The 17951-nt window shown below is 73.8% G+C and carries 21 protein-coding genes; 2 read left to right on the forward strand and 19 right to left on the reverse strand.

The window, feature by feature from the left end; genetic code table 11:
• The 7 genes from ACTHLI_RS03690 to ACTHLI_RS03720 all read right to left on the reverse strand — a co-directional run.
• On the reverse strand, positions 1-325 hold a 325-nt coding region (locus tag ACTHLI_RS03690), incomplete at its 3' end, for a YraN family protein (RefSeq protein WP_440181579.1).
• A 114-nt stretch (positions 326-439) separates the two neighbouring features.
• Positions 440-853: a nitroreductase/quinone reductase family protein gene (locus tag ACTHLI_RS03695; protein ID WP_440181580.1), complete on the reverse strand. Its 414-nt coding sequence runs from the start codon at positions 851-853 to the stop codon at positions 440-442.
• Positions 854-906: 53 nt separating this feature from the next.
• On the reverse strand, positions 907-1230 hold the full coding sequence (locus tag ACTHLI_RS03700) for a DUF2469 domain-containing protein (RefSeq protein WP_119482662.1): 324 nt from the start codon (positions 1228-1230) through the stop codon (positions 907-909).
• Positions 1231-1242: 12 nt separating this feature from the next.
• The gene (locus ACTHLI_RS03705) at positions 1243-1959 is read right to left on the reverse strand and encodes a ribonuclease HII (RefSeq protein ID WP_440181582.1); all 717 of its coding nucleotides are present in this window, start codon (positions 1957-1959) and stop codon (positions 1243-1245) included.
• On the reverse strand, positions 1956-2699 hold the full coding sequence (gene lepB / locus ACTHLI_RS03710) for a signal peptidase I (RefSeq protein WP_440181584.1): 744 nt from the start codon (positions 2697-2699) through the stop codon (positions 1956-1958). The genes ACTHLI_RS03705 and lepB overlap by 4 nt, the downstream gene beginning before the upstream one ends.
• An 81-nt stretch (positions 2700-2780) precedes the next feature.
• Positions 2781-3131: a 50S ribosomal protein L19 gene (rplS, locus tag ACTHLI_RS03715; RefSeq protein WP_440181585.1), complete on the reverse strand. Its 351-nt coding sequence runs from the start codon at positions 3129-3131 to the stop codon at positions 2781-2783.
• A 172-nt stretch (positions 3132-3303) separates the two neighbouring features.
• Positions 3304-3777 carry an MFS transporter permease gene (locus ACTHLI_RS03720; protein WP_440181586.1) on the reverse strand — a complete coding sequence of 158 codons (474 nt, stop codon included), beginning with the start codon at positions 3775-3777 and terminating at the stop codon, positions 3304-3306.
• Between the two features lie 133 nt (positions 3778-3910).
• On the opposite strand from ACTHLI_RS03720, the gene map reads away from it, so the two are divergent.
• Positions 3911-4678, forward strand: coding sequence for a type I methionyl aminopeptidase (gene map, locus ACTHLI_RS03725; RefSeq protein WP_440181587.1), 768 nt, complete (start codon positions 3911-3913; stop codon positions 4676-4678).
• 115 nt (positions 4679-4793) lie between these two features.
• On the opposite strand, the gene trmD is transcribed toward map, so the two are convergent.
• From trmD to ACTHLI_RS03765, 8 genes are all read right to left on the reverse strand, one after another.
• Positions 4794-5489 carry a tRNA (guanosine(37)-N1)-methyltransferase TrmD gene (trmD, locus tag ACTHLI_RS03730; RefSeq protein WP_440181588.1) on the reverse strand — a complete coding sequence of 232 codons (696 nt, stop codon included), beginning with the start codon at positions 5487-5489 and terminating at the stop codon, positions 4794-4796.
• 2 nt (positions 5490-5491) lie between these two features.
• Positions 5492-6109 carry a ribosome maturation factor RimM gene (rimM, locus tag ACTHLI_RS03735; RefSeq protein ID WP_440181589.1) on the reverse strand — a complete coding sequence of 206 codons (618 nt, stop codon included), beginning with the start codon at positions 6107-6109 and terminating at the stop codon, positions 5492-5494.
• Between the two features lies 1 nt (position 6110).
• Positions 6111-6347 carry an RNA-binding protein gene (locus tag ACTHLI_RS03740; RefSeq protein ID WP_440181591.1) on the reverse strand — a complete coding sequence of 79 codons (237 nt, stop codon included), beginning with the start codon at positions 6345-6347 and terminating at the stop codon, positions 6111-6113.
• Between the two features lie 2 nt (positions 6348-6349).
• Positions 6350-6820 (reverse strand): 30S ribosomal protein S16, encoded by a 471-nt coding sequence (gene rpsP, locus ACTHLI_RS03745; protein ID WP_440181592.1) that lies wholly within the window; start codon positions 6818-6820, stop codon positions 6350-6352.
• A 187-nt stretch (positions 6821-7007) separates the two neighbouring features.
• Complete coding sequence (locus ACTHLI_RS03750) at positions 7008-7685, reverse strand: hypothetical protein (protein WP_440181593.1); 678 nt, start codon at positions 7683-7685, stop codon at positions 7008-7010.
• A gap of 9 nt (positions 7686-7694) precedes the next feature.
• Positions 7695-8681, reverse strand: a complete 987-nt coding sequence (locus ACTHLI_RS03755; protein ID WP_440181595.1) for an NAD-dependent epimerase/dehydratase family protein — start codon at positions 8679-8681, stop codon at positions 7695-7697.
• Positions 8682-8686: 5 nt separating this feature from the next.
• On the reverse strand, positions 8687-11287 hold the full coding sequence (locus ACTHLI_RS03760; RefSeq protein WP_440181597.1) for an alpha/beta fold hydrolase: 2601 nt from the start codon (positions 11285-11287) through the stop codon (positions 8687-8689).
• Entirely contained in the window at positions 11284-12309 is a 1026-nt protein-coding gene (locus ACTHLI_RS03765; RefSeq protein ID WP_440181599.1) for a 3-oxoacyl-ACP synthase III, read from the reverse strand. Before ACTHLI_RS03765 ends, ACTHLI_RS03760 begins: the two co-directional genes overlap by 4 nt.
• A 138-nt stretch (positions 12310-12447) precedes the next feature.
• Between ACTHLI_RS03765 and ACTHLI_RS03770 the strand changes: the two genes are divergently transcribed.
• Positions 12448-13587: a glutamate--cysteine ligase gene (locus tag ACTHLI_RS03770; RefSeq protein ID WP_440181601.1), complete on the forward strand. Its 1140-nt coding sequence runs from the start codon at positions 12448-12450 to the stop codon at positions 13585-13587.
• 9 nt (positions 13588-13596) lie between these two features.
• On the opposite strand, the gene ACTHLI_RS03775 is transcribed toward ACTHLI_RS03770, so the two are convergent.
• The 4 genes from ACTHLI_RS03775 to ACTHLI_RS03790 form a co-directional block, all read right to left on the reverse strand.
• Entirely contained in the window at positions 13597-14394 is a 798-nt protein-coding gene (locus ACTHLI_RS03775; protein ID WP_440181603.1) for an LLM class F420-dependent oxidoreductase, read from the reverse strand.
• A 96-nt stretch (positions 14395-14490) separates the two neighbouring features.
• Positions 14491-15018 carry a YbhB/YbcL family Raf kinase inhibitor-like protein gene (locus tag ACTHLI_RS03780; RefSeq protein WP_440181605.1) on the reverse strand — a complete coding sequence of 176 codons (528 nt, stop codon included), beginning with the start codon at positions 15016-15018 and terminating at the stop codon, positions 14491-14493.
• Positions 15019-15166: 148 nt separating this feature from the next.
• Complete coding sequence (gene ffh, locus ACTHLI_RS03785; protein ID WP_440181606.1) at positions 15167-16729, reverse strand: signal recognition particle protein; 1563 nt, start codon at positions 16727-16729, stop codon at positions 15167-15169.
• Between the two features lie 134 nt (positions 16730-16863).
• On the reverse strand, positions 16864-17841 hold the full coding sequence (locus ACTHLI_RS03790; RefSeq protein WP_440181609.1) for an NAD-dependent epimerase/dehydratase family protein: 978 nt from the start codon (positions 17839-17841) through the stop codon (positions 16864-16866).
• Positions 17842-17951 lie beyond the last annotated feature (110 nt).

Consider the following 17951-nt stretch of genomic DNA (forward strand, 5'->3'; position numbering starts at 1 on the left):
CCTCGTGCCTGGGCAGGAGGACCCCGATCAGGTCGATGCGCGTGGTCCGAGCGCGCACGTCGCGGTGCGCCCGCCGCCACGCCCCGGCGAGCACGCACAGCCGCGTGAGCTTCGCCGGGTCGACGGCCTCGAGCGGGTCGCCGAACCCGCGCCCGCTGCGGGTCTTCACCTCCACGATGACGAGCTCCGCGCCGTCCATCGCCACGATGTCGATCTCGCCCGATCGGCATCGCCAGTTCCGCTCGATGATGCGGTAGCCGAGGTCGGCGAGGTACGCCGCCGCCTCCTCCTCACCCCGTCGCCCGAGGTCGTCCTTCTGCGCCATGCGCGGCATGGTGGCCCGCGGACCGGCGCCGGAACGCCCCGATCCCGCGCAACCGGACGACACGGGCAGGAACCGCCCTGTGGAGGAGCGGCCGCGCCCCCGGCGGCCCGGGGCTCAGGACGCGGTGCGCAGGCGGACGAGCGGGATCACCCGGTCGCCCGCCCGCTGCTGCTGCTCGGCGAAGAACGGGAACTCGGCGACGAGGTCCTCCCACTCGACGGTGCGCTCGTCCCCGCTCAGCTCCTCCGCGACGGCCTCGCAGCGGTCGCCGTCCGGCGTCTCCACGGTCGCGTGCGGGTCCGCGCGGAGGTTCAGCAGCCAGGCAGGATGGTCGGCCGCCCCGTCGTTGCTCGCGATCACGAGGGGATCGCCGTCGAACCGGACGAACATCATCGGCGCGGTCCGCCGCAGACCGGTCCGATGCCCGGTGGTGGTGAGCAGCAGGAGGCGCTCGCGGTGCAGGCCCTCGATCTCCTCACCCGCGCGGAACCGGCGGATGACGTCCTCGTTGAACGCACGCATGTCCATGACGGCACTGTGCCGCCTTCGGCCGGGATCCCGCTCAGGTTCCCCGCTGCGGGTCACTCGTCGAGCGCGAGCTCCTGGGGCAGCTCCAGCTCCTTCGCCGAGAGCTCCTCGACGTTCACGTCCTTGAACGTGAGCACGCGGACGCTCTTCACGAACCGGTCGGCGCGGTACACGTCCCACACCCACACGTCGTGCATCTGCAGCTCGAAGTAGAAGTCGTGCTCGGTGTCGCGTCGCGTGAGCTCGACCTCGTTCGCGAGGTAGAAGCGCCGTTCCGTCTCGACGACGTACTTGAACTGGCTCACCACGTCGCGGTACTCGCGGTAGAGCTGGAGCTCGACCTCCCGGTCGTAGTCCTCGATCTCGTCGTCGTCCATGGTCGTCCGATTCTACGTTTCGTCCACGGTCTCGGCTGCCCCATCGGGCAGCGCGTGCAGCCACGTGCGCCGATGCCAGTCGCACGGCCCGTGCGCGTCGATCGCGGCGTAGTGGGAGCGCGAGGCGTAACCCTTGTTGCTGCGCCAGCCGTACACGGGGTGAGCGTCGTGGCGGTCGATCATCAGCGAGTCCCGGTGCACCTTCGCGACGACGGAGGCGGCGGAGACCGCGGCGCAGTCGCGGTCGGCCTTGACGCGGGTCACCACCCGCGGCAGCACCGGCACCCCGGCGGCGATCAGCCCGGGCGTCAGCCAGTCCCAGTTGCCGTCGAGGAGCACGACCGCGCCGCCCATCCCGACACCGAGCGCGACCAGGTCGGCGATGGCTCGGGCGCCGGCGAGGCCCAGGCACCGGCTGATGCCCTGCCCGTCGATCTCGTCATTGCCCGCGAGCCCGACGGCGGAGGCGGCGGACCAGGCCCGGACGCGAGGCTCCAGGGCGACGCGCTCCGGTTCGGGCAGCAGCTTGGAATCGCGCAGCCCGGCGGGGATCCCCCGGCGGTCCGGGTCGAGCACCGCGACGCCCACACCCACCGGACCCGCGATCGCCCCCCGACCGACCTCGTCGCAGCCGATGACGACGGTCGCGCCCTCGGCGAGCAGCGCGCGCTCGATGCCGAGCCCGGGAGGGCGCGACTTCGCCGGCCGCTGGACCGAGGCAGGCGTCATCCTCCCGGCGCCCGCACGCCGGCGAACGTGCTCGGGTAGTCGGAGAGCCAGGACCAGTGACCGATCGGCCAGGAGACGACGAACGCGCGGCCGACCACGTCCTTGATCGGCACGAAGCCCTTCGACGGCGTGTCCCCGTTGTACCGGGAGTCCTTCGAGTCGTAGCGGTTGTCGCCCATCACCCACAGCCGTCCCTTCGGCACGGTGACGTCGAAGCTCGTGCCGGACACGGCTCGGGTACCGGGCTGCAGCAGCACGTACGGCTCGTCGATGGGGGTGCCGTTCACGCTCATCTGGCCGAGCGCGTTGCAGCACGTCACGTGATCGCCGGGCAGGCCGATCACGCGCTTGACCAGGTGGTCGTTCGCGTCCTGGGTGGACAGGCCGACGAGGGACAGCACCCAGTCGGCGGCGGCCGCGATCGGGGTCGACGGCGGCGGAACGGTCGGGTCGCCCTCGAGCCAGCCGCCCGGATCCTTGAAGACGACGACATCGCCGCGCTGCAGCGGGATCAGTCCCGGCACCAGCTCGTTCACGAGAATCCGGTCGCTGACCTGCAGCGTGTTCTGCATCGATACGGACGGGATGTAGAACGACCGGATCAGGAACGTCTTGATCAGGAACGAGGCGAGGACCGCGACCACGACGATGACGATGAGGTCCCGGAGGAAGCCCGCAGCGCCTCGCGCGGGCCCGCGCCCGCGACGCTCGGGCGCCTCACGCGGGGGGCTCTGGACCATGATGCTCCCGCCCCTCCCCGCCGGCCGGCGCAGAGGACCTGCGCCGGTCGGTCAGTGTACGGGGCGAGTCGAAGCCGGGGCTCAGCCCTCGCGCTTCTCCTTGATCTTCGCCTTCTTGCCGCGCAGCTCGCGCAGGTAGTAGAGCTTCGCGCGACGCACGTCACCGCGGGTGACGACCTCGATGTGGTCGATCACCGGCGAGTGCACCGGGAAGGTGCGCTCCACGCCCACCTGGAAGCTGACCTTGCGGACCGTGAAGGTCTCGCGCACGCCGGCGCCGGAGCGGCGGATGACCGCGCCCTGGAAGACCTGGATGCGGCTGCGGTTGCCCTCGACGATGTTCACGTGCACGCGCACGGTGTCGCCGGGGCGGAAGTCCGGGATGTCCGAACGGAGGTTCGCGGCGTCGACCGCGTCGAGCAACTGGCTCATGAGGGCACTACTCCCTGGGCGCGCCGCCGGTCGGCCCGGATCGGGGCGCTGGGATCAGCGCCGGGCGAGACGGTGCCGCGGGATTGGAAGAGTCCCCCAGCGGCAGGAACGGCCGCGGCACGATCGCCCATTCTGGCACACTCGGCGGCCGCTTCGCGGGTCCGGGCGCCGGTCAGCGCGCGGAGGGCTTCACGACGACGTACTCGCCCGCGTCGATGGGCGGCCGCGCGGTGCGCGACCGGGGCGGCACACCGAACGCCGTCATCGTCTCCTGGACCCTCGTCCGGACGTCACGGACGAGGAGTGTCCCGCCGAGCCAGAAGCCGCCGATGGCGGCGGCGGCCGCGAGCAGGCCGAACCAGGCGGTCGCCGGGCCGAAGAAGCCGACGCCGATGACGCCGGCCTGGAATGCGGCGAGCACCCCGACCGCCGGGAGGTCGAGCGCCCTGGCCCTCCGGACGCCGGCGCGCGCGGAGAAGAGGAGCGCGAGCGCGACCTCGACGACGAGGACGACGGGGGCGAGGAGCACCACCGTGAGGAAGCCGCCGACGGACGCACCGAACAGCGCGTAACCGAGGAGCAGCCAGAGCGGCAGCACGGCCGCGGCCGCGAACTGCCAGGCGAAGAAGGCCCGACGAAGTGCCATCCGTCGATGGTAGGCGGGTGCGACCGGCGCGGAGCGGCTGTTCGCCCGAGGCAGAGGAAGCCCTCAGCCCGCTCCTGGTCGGGAGGGACCGGTGCGCCCGGTTAGGGTCGATGCGGCAGCAGGAGGAGGACCCGTGATCGAGTTGCGCACGCCCGCGGAGATCGAGGCGATGCGACCGGCCGGTCGGTTCGTCGCCTCGGTGCTGGAGCGGCTGATGGCCGAGGCGGCGGTCGGGATGAACCTCCTGGAGCTCGATGCGATCGCGCACCGCATGATCCGGGAGCAGGGCGCCGAGAGCTGCTACATCGACTACCACCCGTCGTTCGGGGCGATGCCCTTCGGCAAGGTGCTCTGCACCTCCGTCAACGACGCGGTCCTGCACGGTCTCCCCCACGACTACGCCCTGCAGGACGGCGACGTGGTCAGCCTGGACTTCGCGGCGAGCGTCGGCGGTTGGGTCGCGGACAGCGCCGTCACGGTCGTGGTCGGCACGCCGCGCCCGGAGGACGAGCGCCTGATCGCGACGACGCGGGCCGCCCTCGACGCCGCGATCCAGCATGCCCGGCCCGGCATGAAGCTCGGCGACGTCTCCGCGGCGATCGGCGACGTCTGCCGCGCGGCCGGCTACTCGGTGAACCTCGAGTTCGGCGGCCACGGCGTCGGCCGGACGATGCACGGCGACCCCCACGTGCCGAACGACGGGCGACCCCACCGCGGCCTGAAGCTCCGGCCCGGCCTGGTGATCGCGATCGAGCCGTGGCTCCTCGAGACCACGGACCGGATCTTCACCGACCCGGACGGCTGGACCCTCCGCAGCCAGGACGGCTCCCGCGGCGCCCACTCGGAGCACACGGTCGCCATCACCGAGGGCGACCCGATCGTGCTGACGGCCCGCGGCTGAACCGCCCCTTCGTCGATCAGGTGAATCTCCCGCGACGCGGCCGGATCTCCTGAACGAAAAACGCACCCGTTCGTCGATCAGGAGAATCCTGCGCGACGCGCTGAAATCTCCTGATCTAGGAAGGGTCGGGAGGGAGGAGGTCGGGGCGCACGCGGCGCGTGCGGGCCACGGCCTGCTCGTGGCGCCAGCGGGCGACGGCGCCGTGATCGCCCGAGCGGAGCACGGCCGGGACCTCCCGCCCGCGCCACACCGCGGGCTTCGTGTACGACGGGTACTCGAGCAGCCCGTCCTCGTGGCTCTCCTCGGTCAGGCTCTCCGGGTTCCCGATCACACCGGGCAGCAGCCGCCCGACGGCCTCGACGATCGCCAGCACCGCGACCTCGCCGCCGTTCAGCACGAAGTCGCCGAGGCTGATCTCGGCCACTCGTGCCCGCGCCGCGGTGTCCTCGACGACGCGCTGGTCGATGCCCTCGTAGCGACCGCAGCAGAACACGAGCCGCTGCTCCTCCGCGAGCCGCCTGGCGGTCGACTGATCGAACGGGGTCCCCGCGGGCGTGGGGAACACGACGAGCGGGTCGTCGCCGTCCCCGAGGAGCCCGTCCAGCGTCTCGCCCCACGGCTCGGGCTTCATGACCATGCCGGCGCCGCCGCCGTACGGGGTGTCGTCGACCGTGCGGTGCCGGTCGTGCGCGGCGTCCCGGAGGTCGTGCACATGCACGTCGAGCAGTCCTGCGGTCCGCGCCCTGCCCAGCAGGGACACGTCCAGCACCCGGAAGAACTCCGGGAAGATCGTGACGACGTCGAGCCGCACGCTCAGCCCTGCTCGGAGCCGCCCGGCGCAGGCGCGTCGTCGTCCGGCTCCCCCGGCTCGAACAGCCCGTCAGGCGGCGTCACGACCACGCGGCCGCCGTCGATGTCGACCTCGGGCACGATCGCGCGCACGAAGGGCACGAGCACCTCGCGGGACTCCTCCGGCGATCCGCTCAGCGCGGCGACCCGGACGACGAGCAGGTCCTGCGCGGGCAGGTGCTCGAGCCGGTCGATGACACCCACCGTCGCGCCGTCGCGGACGACGTCGAGTCCGACCAGCTGATGGTCGTACCAGGCGTCCGGCTCGGCCGCCTCCTCCGGGTCCTGGTCCACCCACAGGATCGCCTTGACCAGGCTCTCCGCCGCGGTCCGGTCGGCGACGTCGGCGAAGAAACCGACGGGCTGGCCGTTGTACCAGCGCAGCTCGGCGAGCTCGAGGCGCTTGCCGTACCAGGGGGACGACTCCGGCACCTGCAGCGAGAAGGACGCCCCGGGCGTGAACCGCCGGTCGGGGTCGTCGGTGTACAGCTCGAGCTTCAGGCCGCCCTTGAGCCCGTGGGCCTTGGTGAGCCGTCCTACGCGGAGCTGCGTCTGCGCGGAGCGGTTCCGTCCGGAGGCCACGTCAGCGGTCGACGTCGACGACGTCGACGCGCACGCGACGGCCGTCGGCGAGCGAGCCGATCACGGTGCGCAGCGCCTTCGCCGTGCGACCGGAGCGGCCGATCACGCGGCCGAGATCGGCGGGGTTGACCCGCACCTCCAGCACCTCGCCGCGGGGCGAGCCGTGCGACTCGACCCGGACGTCGTCCGGATTGTCGACGATCCCCTTGACGAGGTGCTGGAGCGCGGATTCGAGCATGATCAGGAGTTCTCGGCCTGCTGCGGCGTCTCGTGCTCCACCGTGGACGACGCCTCGGCCTCGTCGGCGCGCTCGGCGTCCGCCGCAGCGTCGGCGGCGGTCGCCGCCTCGGCGTCCTTCACGGCCGCCTTGGAGCGGACCACGGGGCCCTTCTTGGCGTCCGGCGTGAACGCGGCCTTCTCGCCCTTGACCTGCACGGTGCTCTTGGCGTTCTTGTCGCCCTTGAACGTGCCCCAGTCGCCCGTGAGCTTGAGGAGCGCGGCGACCTGCTCGGTCGGCTGGGCGCCGACGCCGAGCCAGTACTGCGCGCGAGCGGAGTCGACCTCGATGACGGAGGGGTGCTCGGTCGGGTGGTACTTCCCGATCTCCTCGATGACGCGGCCGTCGCGCTTGGTGCGCGAGTCCGCGACGACGATGCGGTAGTACGGGGCCCGGATCTTGCCGAGCCGCTTCAGGCGGATCTTGACAGCCACAGTTCGTGGTTCCTCACGTGAGTCGATGCGATGACGATCCGCGCTGCCGGGGGCGTGGGGCACACCCGGCGACGGACCAAGATGTCCGTCCACGAGGCTGATAGAGGGTCGAACCTCGCGGACCCGATGGGCCATTCTGCCAGACGCGGGGCCCCTCCGCCCCCACCACCCGCTGATCCGGTCCGGGTCAGTACATGTAGCGCCAGAACGCGCCCGTCGCGGTGAAGTGCTGGGCGGCGATCACGAGCGCGATCGTCATCGGCACCGCCAGCGCGACGGCCACCAAGCGCGTGCTGATCCCGCGTGGGAGGACGAGGAGATAGCCCCCTCCGACCAGCACGTCGGCGACCAGCACGACGGGGGCGAGCGTGTTGCCCATGCCCCACATCCGCCCGGTGAGCACCTCGGTGGCGGCGCCCGCGGCGGGCAGCGCGAACACGACGGCGCGGAGCACACCGGGGCGCTGCCGCGCCCACGTGATGGCCGCGGCGCCCAACGGGCAGCAGACGAGGGCGATGAGCAGCCAGATGCCCGCGTAGTGCCGGTTCACGGCCGCGCCCCCGAGCTTCAGGCCGACCGCCGCGTAGTAGCCGGCGACGAACGCGGCGAAGAAGCCGACGGCGTCGAGCGCAGCCCCGAGCGGCGAGCGGCGCACCATCGCGAGCAGGGCGAGCACCACCGCGTACGGGGCTCCCGCGTTCACGACCGCGAGGGCGTTCGCGGAGGAGGCGCCCTCGCGGATGATGCGCTCGGCCTCGATCCCCGCCGCCAGCCCGGCGACCGCGAGCAGCGCGAACCAGCCGACCCGGCCCACGAGCCCGAGCCCCGTCGAGGCGCGACGGCGATCCACGGCGTGAACGGTCATGCTCCCGGTCTACCCGGATCCACCGCAATCCCGCATGGACGCGTGCGCGGCCGCGAGGCGGCGGAGGCCCTCGGTGACGCCCACGGTCGGGCTCCATCCGAGGTCGCGCTTCGTGCGGCGCAGGTCGAACCAGTGCGCGGTCGAGAGCTGCTCGGCCAGGAAGCGCGTCATCGGCGGCTCGTCCGCGCCCGGCCGCACCCGCCACAGCGCCTCCACCACGGAACCGGCGGCGCGGGCCGCCCCGGCCGGCACGTGCCGGGCAGGCGGCGCGATCCCTGCGGCAGCGCAGAACCCGGCGAGGAGCTCCGCGATCGGCCTGGGCTCGCCGGAGGTGAGGACGTAGGCGTTGCCGTGCACGCGCGGGGCGGCCTCGAGGGCGGCTCGGATGCCGGAGACCGCGTCGTCCAGGTAGGTGCTGTCCACGAGCGCGGCGCCGGAGCCGACGAGCGGCAGCCGGCCTGCCGCGGCGCGCTCCTGGATCCGCGCGACGAGCTGCGGGTCGCCAGGTCCCCAGACGACGTGGGGCCGGACGGCGACGACCGCGAAGGCGGGCGCGTCCGCGGCCAGGGCCGCGATCTCCGCGGCCGCCTTCGTCCGGGCGTACGCGCCGTGGGCCCGCTCGGGCTGCGCGGGCGGCGCGTCCTCGCCCATGATCGGGGCTCCGGTGTGCGCGACGGACGGGGAGGACACGAAGACGAACCGGCGCACCCCCGCGCGCTTCGCGGCGCGCACGAGCGTGCGGGTGCCCTCGATGTTGACGGCCACGAAGTCGGCGGCGTCTCCGGCGAAGGACACCTTCGCCGCGAGGTGCACCACGGCCTCGACGCCCTCGACCGCCAGGTCGACGACCCCGGGCTGCGTGACGGACCCGAGCACGTCCTCGGCGCCCTCGACCCCGCTCGCGCGGCGCTGCAGGGTGCGCACCTCGTCGCCAGCGGCGATGAGATCGCGCGCGACCGCCGCACCGAGCCAGCCGCTCGCCCCGGTGACGAGCACCCGGCTCACGGTGCGCCGACCCGGTCGCCCCGGAGCACGGAGGTCGCCCAGGCCGCCATCCGCGTGCGGTCGATCTTCGCGTTGTGGCGGATGTCGGTCGGCAGCGCAGGCACGGCGAGCACCGCGGCGACCGGGCGGCCCACCTCCGCCCGGACGGCTTCGGCGACCGCGGGGTCCGCGAGCGGCCCCTCGGCGCCCTCGAGCACGACCACGAGCTGCTGCGTGCCGACCGGGCCGACGCCGACCGCTGCGGCCCGGCCCGTCGCCTGCCCGACGCGGACCCGGGCCACGGCGCGCTCCGCGGCGAGCTCGACGCCCACCGGGGTCACCGCGCCGTCGGGCGTCGTGACCACGTGCGGCAGCCGCCCCTCGATCCACAGCCGCCCCGCGGCGTCGAGGTGACCGACGTCGCCGGTGCGGTGCCACTCCTCGTCGGCGGTGCCGGCGCGAGCCGCGGCGTCGGTCCGCCACAGCCGGTCGTACCCGGCGAGCATGTGCGGCGCGTGCACCTGGATCTCGCCCGTGATGCCCGCGTCGGTGGTCGTGCGGTGCGCGGGCACGCCGTCGTCGCCGAGCGGAGCGACCCGCACCCGGACGCCCGCGACGGGAGCCCCGACACAGACGCCGTCGCGCGCGTCGGGGTCCCCCTCCGGGCTGCCGTCGGCGACCAGGAGGCACTCCGTCATGCCGTACGGGGTGCGGAGCGCGGCGTGGCGCAGCACCTCGTGCGCGCGGGCGAGCAACGGCGCGCCGACCGGTGCGCCCACGGTGAGGACGAGGCGCACCCCGTCGAACACGGCCGGGTCGCCCGCGGTCGCCAGCACGTTCGCGAGCGCGGCGGGCGAGAGGAACACCGCGTCGGCGTCGATCGCGCGGACGGCCGCGCCGAGCGCCTCCGCCGTGAGCGTCGCCGGGCTCGTCACGTCCATGTAGGGCACGATCGTCCGGCACCCGAACGCCGGCCCGAACAGCACGAACGGGGCGAAGCCCGCGACGATCGCGCTGTCCCGCCCGAGGTCGTACTGCGCGGTGATCGCGTCCCGCACCGCGGCGAGCCGCGCCTGCGTGTACCGCACGCCCTTCGCGGGCCCGGTGGAGCCGGAGGTGAAGAGGATCGCGGCGAGGGCGTCGCCCGCGGGCGCCTCCGGCAGCGGCCGCCCGGCCCCGAGCCGCGCGAGCTCCGGCAGCGTGTGCCGCACGCCCAGCGCGACCCTCGCGGCGCGCGACAGCCCGGTGGGCGCGATGCGGACCCCCGGCCAGCCGAGCGCGCGCGCGGCGGCGAGGGCGGTGGGGACGCCGATGACCCAGTCGGGCCGCGCACCCTTCACCGCTCTGGTGAGGCCCTGCACACCGAGACCGGCGTCCGCGACGACGATCGTCGCGCCGATCCGGAGGCACGCGAAGGCGGCGGCGAGGAGGTCCGCACCCGGCGGCACGAGGAGCGACACCCGGTCGCCCGGCCGCACGCCCACCGCGTGGAGCCCGGCGGCGAGCTCCCGCACCCGGGAGCCGAGCCGGCGCCAGGTGACGGTGCGGGCGCGGTCGCCGAGCTCGACCAGCGCGGGCGCGTCGTCCTCCGCTCGCGCCTCGACCTCCGCCCAGAGCGGCCGGTACGGCGCAGGCGCGGTCGACCCGGCCGCGCCGCGTGCGGGCGTCGGCGCGGCGACCCAGTCGAGCACGGCCCCGGCGACGTCGGCGTCCTCCGGCAGCAGGTGCCCAGCCCCTTCGAAGCGATGCACGCCGGCGTGCGGCAGCCGTCGCATCAGGTCGTGCAGGTAGCGCTCCTGGAACACCGGGTCCCGAGGGCCCCAGAGCAGCAGGGCCGGGACCTCGAGGCTCGCGAGGCCGTCCGCGATCGCGTCCACGGCTGCGCTGCTCGGATGGGAGGGCGTCGCGGGGATGTCGGCGACGAAGTCCCGGATGCCTGCGCGCCTGACGGCACCGCGGTACGGGCTCCGGAACGCGGACCGGACACGGCGGTCGAGCGGCGGATACGCGATCGCGAGCGTCGTGTCGAGGAACGCGGTCGTCGTCTCGGTGCCGAACGCGGCGGCCCCCAGCGCGGCCTTGAGCGCGGCGGGCAGCGCGGCGTGGCCGTCGACCGCGGTGTTCGTGAGCACCAGGCCCGCGAGCACGTCGCGGTGGGCGAGCGCCCAGCCGGAGACGACGACGCCGCCCCAGTCGTGCCCCAGCGCGACGACCCTCGGCCCGAGGTCGAGCAGGTCCGTGAGCGCGCCGAGGTCCTGCACCCGGTCGGCGACGTGCCGGACGACGCCCGTGCGCGCGGACCAGCCCATCTCGAGCTGATCGACCGCGACGACGCGCCAGGCCGGCTCGCCCGCGCGGGCTCGGTCGATCGAGCCCTGCACGACGTGCCGCCAGAGGTAGCTCCAGGTCGGGTTCCCGTGCACGGCGAGGATCGTGCCCACCGGCTCGACCCCTGCGGCCGCGAGCACGTCGGCCGTGTCGAGCACGTGGTGCACGACCGGCCGGCCCGCGCCGTCCGCCGCGGGCACGCGCCGCGACCACGCCGGGTCGAGCCCGGGCAGCCCGCTCGGCGGGAGCGCGGCGGCCTGGACCTCGGGACGGGGTGCGGCCCCGCTCACCAGGCCAGTTCGAGCATGGACGTGTTGATGCCGCTTCCGACGCCGCAGAGCAGCACCCGCTCGCCCTTCTGCAGCTTCTGCGACTCCTGCGCCAGCGTGATCGGGATCGACGCGGAGCCGACGTTGCCGAGGCTCGGGTAGGTGACGGGCACACGCTCCGGGTCGATGTCCGCGGCGGCGACGAACGCGGCCGTGTGGGCGCTCGACACCTGGTGCATGATGTAGCGGTCCATGTCGGACCAGTTCCAGTCGCGCTTCGCCTCGTTCCAGGCGGCGGTCACGAGCTCCATGCCCCGCTTCAGCAGCGACTTCGTGTCGGTGGTCATCCCGTCCATCGAACCGACGCAGAGCTCGTTCCACTCCGTGCCGGCACGGGTCACCCCGCCGACGAGGCGGTGCCCCTCCGGGTGCGCATCCGCACGGCCGAGCACCGCCGCGGCGGCACCGGACCCCAGGGTGAGGCTCGCGAACTCGTTCATGAACGCCTGCCGGTCGAGGGACTCGGAGGCGGCGAGGCGCTCGATCGTGGTGCGCTGCATGCGGTCGACGTCCTCGCCGTCGATCACCATCGCGTAGTCCACCTGACCCGCGTCGATCAGGCCGGCCGCCAGGCTCATGCCGTTCACGAAGCCCAGGCACGCGTTGGAGACGTCGAAGTTGATCGCGGAGGTCGGCAGCCCCAGCCCGTGGTGCAGCCGGGTGGCCACCGACGGCTCGAGGTGCTCCTTGGTGATGGAGGTGTTGATCAGCAGCCCGATCGACGCCGCGGGCACGCCCGCCTCGCGGAGCGCCTTCTCGCCCGCCTGCACCGCCGCCTCGTGCGAGGTGGTGCCCGGGCCCCAGTTGCGGCGCTCGATCACGCCCGCGACGCGCTCGAGCAGCCCGACGGGGAGGCGCAGCCGCTTCAGGATCGGCTCGAGCCGCCGCTCGATCTCGACCGACGTCGTGACGAGCGGGCCGAGCACGCTCGACACGGAGAGCAGAGCGACGTTGCGGTACGTCGAGGTGGCATTGCCGTTCACGCGGGCTCCAGTGGAAGGACGAGGTCGCACCGACTGGCGGCGCGAGGACCATCGGCCATTCTGCCTGCTGCAACCGGGAGCGGGCGCCGGAACGGCGAGCGCACGGTCTCCGGATGGCGGTCTGTCAGGATGACGCGCATGTCGATCGAGTTCGCGCGGTCGGAGCGCTCGACCCTCGGGATCGAGTGGGAGCTCGCGCTGGTCGACCGCCACACGGGCGATCTGGTGGGCGCGGCGCCGGAGGTGCTGGCGGGCACGGATCTCACCGGCGACGACGGCGCCGAACGGATCACGAGCGAGCTGCTCACGAACACGGTCGAGATCGTGACCGGCGTGAACCGCACGGTCGCCGACGGGATCGCCGACCTCGAGCGGACCATCGAGCGGGTGCGCCGCACGACCGACCCCATGGGGCTCGAGCTGGTGTGCGCGGGCACGCATCCGTTCGCCCGCTGGCAGGACCAGCAGGTGACGGACAAGGAGCGGTACGTCACGCTGCTCGACCGCACCGGGGTGTGGGGCAGGCAGCTGCTCATCTGGGGCGTGCACATGCACGTGGGGCTCGACGACCCGGCGAAGGCGCTGCCCGTCCTCGACGCGCTCCTCGTCTACTACCCGCACCTCCAGGCGCTGTCCGCTTCCTCCCCCTTCCTGTTCGGGGAGTCCTCCGGCTACGCCTCCAGTCGCGCGATGCTGTTCCAGCAGCTGCCGACCGCCGGGCTGCCGCCCGAGCTCGCGTCGTGGCAGCAGTACGAGTCGATCGTCGACGACCTCACCAAGGTCGGCGTCATCGACCACTGGGACGAGATCCGGTGGGACGTCCGTCCCTCCGCCCGGTGGGGCACCGTCGAGACGCGGGTGTGCGACGGGCTGCCGACCGTCTTCGAGGTCGCCGCGCTGACCGCGCTCGTGCAGTGCCTCGTCGACGACTTCTCCGGTCGGCTCGACGTCGGCGAGACGCTGCCGACGATGCAGCCCTGGTTCGTCCGCGAGAACAAGTGGCGGGCGGCGAGGTACGGCATGGACGCTGCCGTGATCGTCGACCGGAACGGCGAGCAGCGGCAGGTCGAGGACGAGATCCGGCAGCTCGTCGCCCGGCTCGAGCCGGTGGCCGAGCGCCTCGGCTGCGCCGCCGAGCTGCAGGACGTGCTCACGATCGTCGAGGTCGGGCCGTCCTACCAGCGGCAGGGGCTCGCGGCGGCGAAGGCGGGCGGGGACCTGCGCGCCGTCGTCACCTCCCTGATCCGGGAGATGCGGGCGGGCAGGCCCCTCGGCTGACGCCGGGCGTCAGGCGTTCTTCGCGTCGCGCCAGCGGAGCCAGCGCTCGACGCTCGCCCAGTCGAGGTCGGGGCCGGTGACCCCGACGGTGAAGAGGCGCACGCCGGCGTCGAACAGCGCCTCCGCCTTCGCGTCGTCGGCGCCCCGCAGCTCGTTGCCGATCTCGATCTCCGCGACGTCGCGGCCGACCTCCTCCGCGTGACGCTGCAGGACGTCGAGCTTCTGCCCGAGCGCCTCCGGCGCGACGAAGCTGTGCCAGATGTCCGCGTGCTCGGCGACGAGCCTGAGGGTCTTCCGCTCCCCCGCGCCGCCGATGAGGATCGGGATGCGGCGGACCGGCTGCGGGTTCAGCCGCGTCCAGCGGTCGCGGACGATGGGCAGGTCGTGCGCGAGCGCGTCGAGGCGGCTGCCGACGGTGCCGAACGGGTAGCCGTACTCGTCGTAGTCGCGCTGCGCCCAGCCCGAGCCGGTGCCGAAGACGAACCGGCCGCCGGAGATGTGGTCGACCGTCCTGGCCATGTCGGCCTGCAGGTTCGGGTTCCGGTACGAGTTGCAGTTCACGAGCGGCCCGAGCTCGACGCGCTCCGTCGCCTCCGCCCACTGCGCGAGCTGGGTCCAGGCCTCGAAGTGCAGGCCGTCGGGGTCGCCGGACAGCGGGTAGAAGTGGTCCCAGTTCATCACCATGTCCACGCCGAGGTCCTCGGCGTGCACGGCCGCGTCCCGGAGGGCGGCGATCGGGAGGTGCTGGGGCGCGATCTGGACGGAGATGCGGACGGGGCGGTCCTCGGCGCGGAAGGCGGTGCTCATCCCGTCAGGCTAGGGGCGCGTCGCCGCGCGACCGCCCGACGGACCGGCGTGCAGGAGTGCGCGGGCCGCCGGCCGCGACTCCTGCACGCCGAGCCGTCAGGCCCCGGCGCCGCCGAACTCCGCGGTCCCGACGAGGATCGCGCGGCCGAGGGTGTGGAAGTGGAGGTTGAACCCGAGCACCGCGGGCGTGGCCTCCTGGTCGATGCCGAGCGACTCGACGTCGACCGCGTGGACGACCACGAAATAGCGGTGGACCCCGGTGCCCTCCGGCGGCGTCGCGCCCGTGTACCCGCGCTCCCGCAGCTCGTTGCGGAGCACCACCGCCCCCTCCGGGGCCGGGGCGCCCGCGTCGAGCGAGGTCACGGAGGCGGGGATGTCGGCGATCGCCCAGTGCCAGAACCCGGACCCGGTCGGCGCGTCCGGGTCGTACATGGTGACCGCGAAGCTCTTCGTGCCCGCGGGGGCGTCCGACCAGCTCAGCTGGGGCGACCGGTCGCGGCCGCCGGCCGAGGCGCCGAACATCGCCGCGGGAAGGGGCTGCCCGTCGACGACGTCGTCGCTGGTCAGCGGGAAGCTCGGCACCGGGTCGAGCCGGGCGTAGGGGTGGTAGTCGCGATCGCTCATGTCGTCGGACGCTACCCAGCGCGCCTGGGCGCCGAGCCGGGCTGCGAGGAGCACGACAGCAGGACCCAGGAGCAGCAGCAGGACGCAGAACGCCTCCTGGTCCTGCCGTCGGTGCTCCGTCCTGCTGTCGTGCTCGGCAGGGCGGGGGTCAGCGGCCGAGGAGCTTCTGCAGCTTCTCCAGGTCCTCCGCGCTCGGCTGCGCCTGGACGGCACCGCCACCGCCGCCGAGCCCGAAGCCGGCACCGCCCGCACTCTGCGGCTTGGCCGGGCGGCCCTCCGCCAGCGCCTTGTTCTCCGCCGCGCGCTTGGCCGGGTTGCCGGACTTGGAGCCGCTCTTCTTCTTCGGCTGGGCGGGCTTCCGGCCGCCGTAGCCCATGGGGCCCATGCCCGGCACCTGGGGCACGCCGCCGCGCGCGACGGTCTTCATCATCTTCGCGGCCTGGTCGAACCGCTGGACGAGCTGGTTCACGTCCGTGACGGTCATGCCGGAGCCGCGGGCGATCCGGAGGCGGCGGGAGCCGTTCAGGATCTTCGGGTTGTGCCGCTCGGCGGGCGTCATCGACTGGATGATCGCCTCCGTCCGCACGATCTCGCGCTCGTCGAACTGGTCGAGCTGCTCGCGCATCTGCCGGGCGCCCGGCAGCATCCCGATCATCTTCATCAGGCCGCCGCGGTTGCGGAGCTGCTGCATCTGCTTGAGGAAGTCGTCGAGCGTGAACTGGCTCGTCGCGATCTTCTCGGCGAGCTCGAGCGCCTCCTGCTCGTCGAACGCCTGCTGCGCCTGCTCGATGAGCGTGAGGATGTCGCCGAGGTCGAGGATGCGGCTCGCCATCCGGTCCGGGTGGAACGGCTCGAAGTCCTCGAGCTTCTCCCCCGTTGAGGCGAACACGATCGGGCGGCCGGTCACGGAGGCGACGGACAGCGCCGCACCGCCCCGGGCGTCGCCGTCGAGCTTGGTGAGCACGACGCCCGTGAAGTCGACGCCGTCCTGGAACGCCTTCGCGGTCGCGACCGCGTCCTGGCCGATCATCGCGTCGATCACGAACAGGACCTCGTCCGGGTCCGTCGCGCGCCGGATGTTCGCGGCCTGCTTCATCAGCTCGGCGTCCACGCCGAGCCGGCCCGCGGTGTCGATGATCACGACGTCGTGCTGCTTGTCGCGGGCGAAGCGCACCGCATCCTTCGCGACCCGCACCGGGTCCCCGACGCCGTTGCCCGGCTCGGGGGCGAAGACCGTCGCGCCCGCCTGCTCACCGACGACCTGCAGCTGCTGGACCGCGTTCGGGCGCTGGAGGTCGGCCGCCACGAGCAGCGGCGTGTGCCCGTCCCGCTCGAGCCACTTCGCGAGCTTGCCCGCCAGCGTCGTCTTGCCCGCGCCCTGGAGGCCGGCGAGCATGATCACGGTCGGCGGCTGCTTCGCGAACTCGAGGCGCCGGGTCTCGCCGCCGAGGATGCCGATGAGCTCCTCGTTCACGACCTGCACGACCTGCTGCGCCGGGTTCAGCGCCTTGTTCACCTCCGCGCCGAGCGCGCGCTCGCGCACCCGTGCGGTGAACGCCTTCACGACGTCGAGGTTGACGTCCGCGTCGAGGAGCGCGCGGCGGATCTCCCGGACGGTGCCGTCCACGTCGCTCGCCGTGAGGACGCCCTTGCTGCGGAGGTTCGCGAGGGCCGCGGTGAGGCGGTCCGACAGGGATCCGAAGGTGGCCATAGGGCGAGGATCCTACCGGCGACCCCCTCCCGCGGGCGCACGCGCGCCCCCGCACCCGAGCACTTCAGCAGGCCGCGCGCGCTTCGGCAGGCTGGAACGGCGCCTCGCAGCCTGTCGAAGCGAGACCGGCCTGCTCAGGTGCTGGGCCGCAGGAGGCGGAGGAGCGCGCGCTCGTCCTCGTCCGACAGGCCGGCTCCGTGCGGATGGACGGGCTGCGTCTCCTCCCACGCCAGCACGTCGCGGAGGGTCTCCGCGAGCGGGCGGTGCGTCAGGCCCGCGGCGCGGGCGCGCGATCCGTCCCGGGCGGCGAACCCCTGCCAACCGGGGTCGGCGAGCCACAGCGGCAGGCTGCGGGGCCCCGCCCACTCGGCGACCTCCTGCTCGAGCAGCCAGGGCTCCGGCGCCAGGGCGGCCGCGCCCGTGAAGCCGGCGACCCGTCGGGCGACGGTCAGGTGCTCGCCGAGCGGCACCTCCGGGCCGACCGCGTTGAACACGCCCGTCGCCTCGGTGGCCACGAGCCACGCGGCGAGGTCCCGGACGTCGATCAGCTCGGTCGGCCTCGCTTCGGCATCGGGCACGAGCACGGCGTCGGCGGCCGGATGCGCGTAGCGCCACGGCCACCAGCCCGAGCGGCCGGACGGGTCACCGGGGCCGCCGATGAGCCCGGCCCGCGCGATGAGCGACCGGTCGCCGTACGTCTCCTGGACCGCTCGTTCGCAGGCGACCTTGCCCATGCCGTACGCCTCGCCGCCGTCGGCCGGGACGCCGTTGGGGTCGAGCAGCGGTGCGTCCTCGTCCGCGTGCACGATCGACGGATCCGCGTACACGTTGCCGGTGGACACGAAGACGTACCGGTCGGCCTCGAGCGCGGCGACCGCGCCGCGCACGTGCGCCGGGGCGCGGGCCACGTCGACGACCGCGTCCCACCGGGCGCCCTCCACCGCGGCGTACGCGCCGGGGCGGTCCCGGTCCGCGACGACGAGCCGGGCGCCGACCGCCGCCGAGCCGGAACGGCCGCGGGCGAGGCACACGACCTCGTGACCCGCCGCGAGCGCTGCCGCCGCGATCGCCCGCCCCAGCCACGCCGTGCCGCCGAGCACCAGGATCCGCATGCCCCGATCCTCCGCCCCGCGCTTCGTCGTTCAGGAGGAATTCCGCTGCGGGCGCAGGCGCGCCTCCGCACCCGAGCACTTCAGCAGGCCGCGCGCGCTTCGGCAGGCTG

The organism is Amnibacterium sp., from assembly GCF_051956055.1.
GTDB lineage: Bacteria > Actinomycetota > Actinomycetes > Actinomycetales > Microbacteriaceae > Amnibacterium.

Bases quoted from the DNA above. Each gene is read 5' to 3' on its own strand.
- ACTHLI_RS03695 (WP_440181580.1), bottom strand. From the start codon at position 853: ATGGACATGCGTGCGTTCAACGAGGACGTCATCCGCCGGTTCCGCGCG.
- ACTHLI_RS03700 (WP_119482662.1), bottom strand. From the start codon at position 1,230: ATGGACGACGACGAGATCGAGGACTACGACCGGGAGGTCGAGCTCCAG.
- ACTHLI_RS03705 (WP_440181582.1), bottom strand. From the start codon at position 1,959: ATGACGCCTGCCTCGGTCCAGCGGCCGGCGAAGTCGCGCCCTCCCGGG.
- lepB (WP_440181584.1), bottom strand. From the start codon at position 2,699: ATGGTCCAGAGCCCCCCGCGTGAGGCGCCCGAGCGTCGCGGGCGCGGG.
- rplS (WP_440181585.1), bottom strand. From the start codon at position 3,131: ATGAGCCAGTTGCTCGACGCGGTCGACGCCGCGAACCTCCGTTCGGAC.
- ACTHLI_RS03720 (WP_440181586.1), bottom strand. From the start codon at position 3,777: ATGGCACTTCGTCGGGCCTTCTTCGCCTGGCAGTTCGCGGCCGCGGCC.
- ACTHLI_RS03740 (WP_440181591.1), bottom strand. From the start codon at position 6,347: ATGCTCGAATCCGCGCTCCAGCACCTCGTCAAGGGGATCGTCGACAAT.
- ACTHLI_RS03750 (WP_440181593.1), bottom strand. From the start codon at position 7,685: ATGACCGTTCACGCCGTGGATCGCCGTCGCGCCTCGACGGGGCTCGGG.
- ACTHLI_RS03770 (WP_440181601.1), top strand. From the start codon at position 12,448: ATGTCGATCGAGTTCGCGCGGTCGGAGCGCTCGACCCTCGGGATCGAG.
- ACTHLI_RS03775 (WP_440181603.1), bottom strand. From the start codon at position 14,394: ATGAGCACCGCCTTCCGCGCCGAGGACCGCCCCGTCCGCATCTCCGTC.
- ACTHLI_RS03780 (WP_440181605.1), bottom strand. From the start codon at position 15,018: ATGAGCGATCGCGACTACCACCCCTACGCCCGGCTCGACCCGGTGCCG.
- ffh (WP_440181606.1), bottom strand. From the start codon at position 16,729: ATGGCCACCTTCGGATCCCTGTCGGACCGCCTCACCGCGGCCCTCGCG.
- ACTHLI_RS03790 (WP_440181609.1), bottom strand. From the start codon at position 17,841: ATGCGGATCCTGGTGCTCGGCGGCACGGCGTGGCTGGGGCGGGCGATC.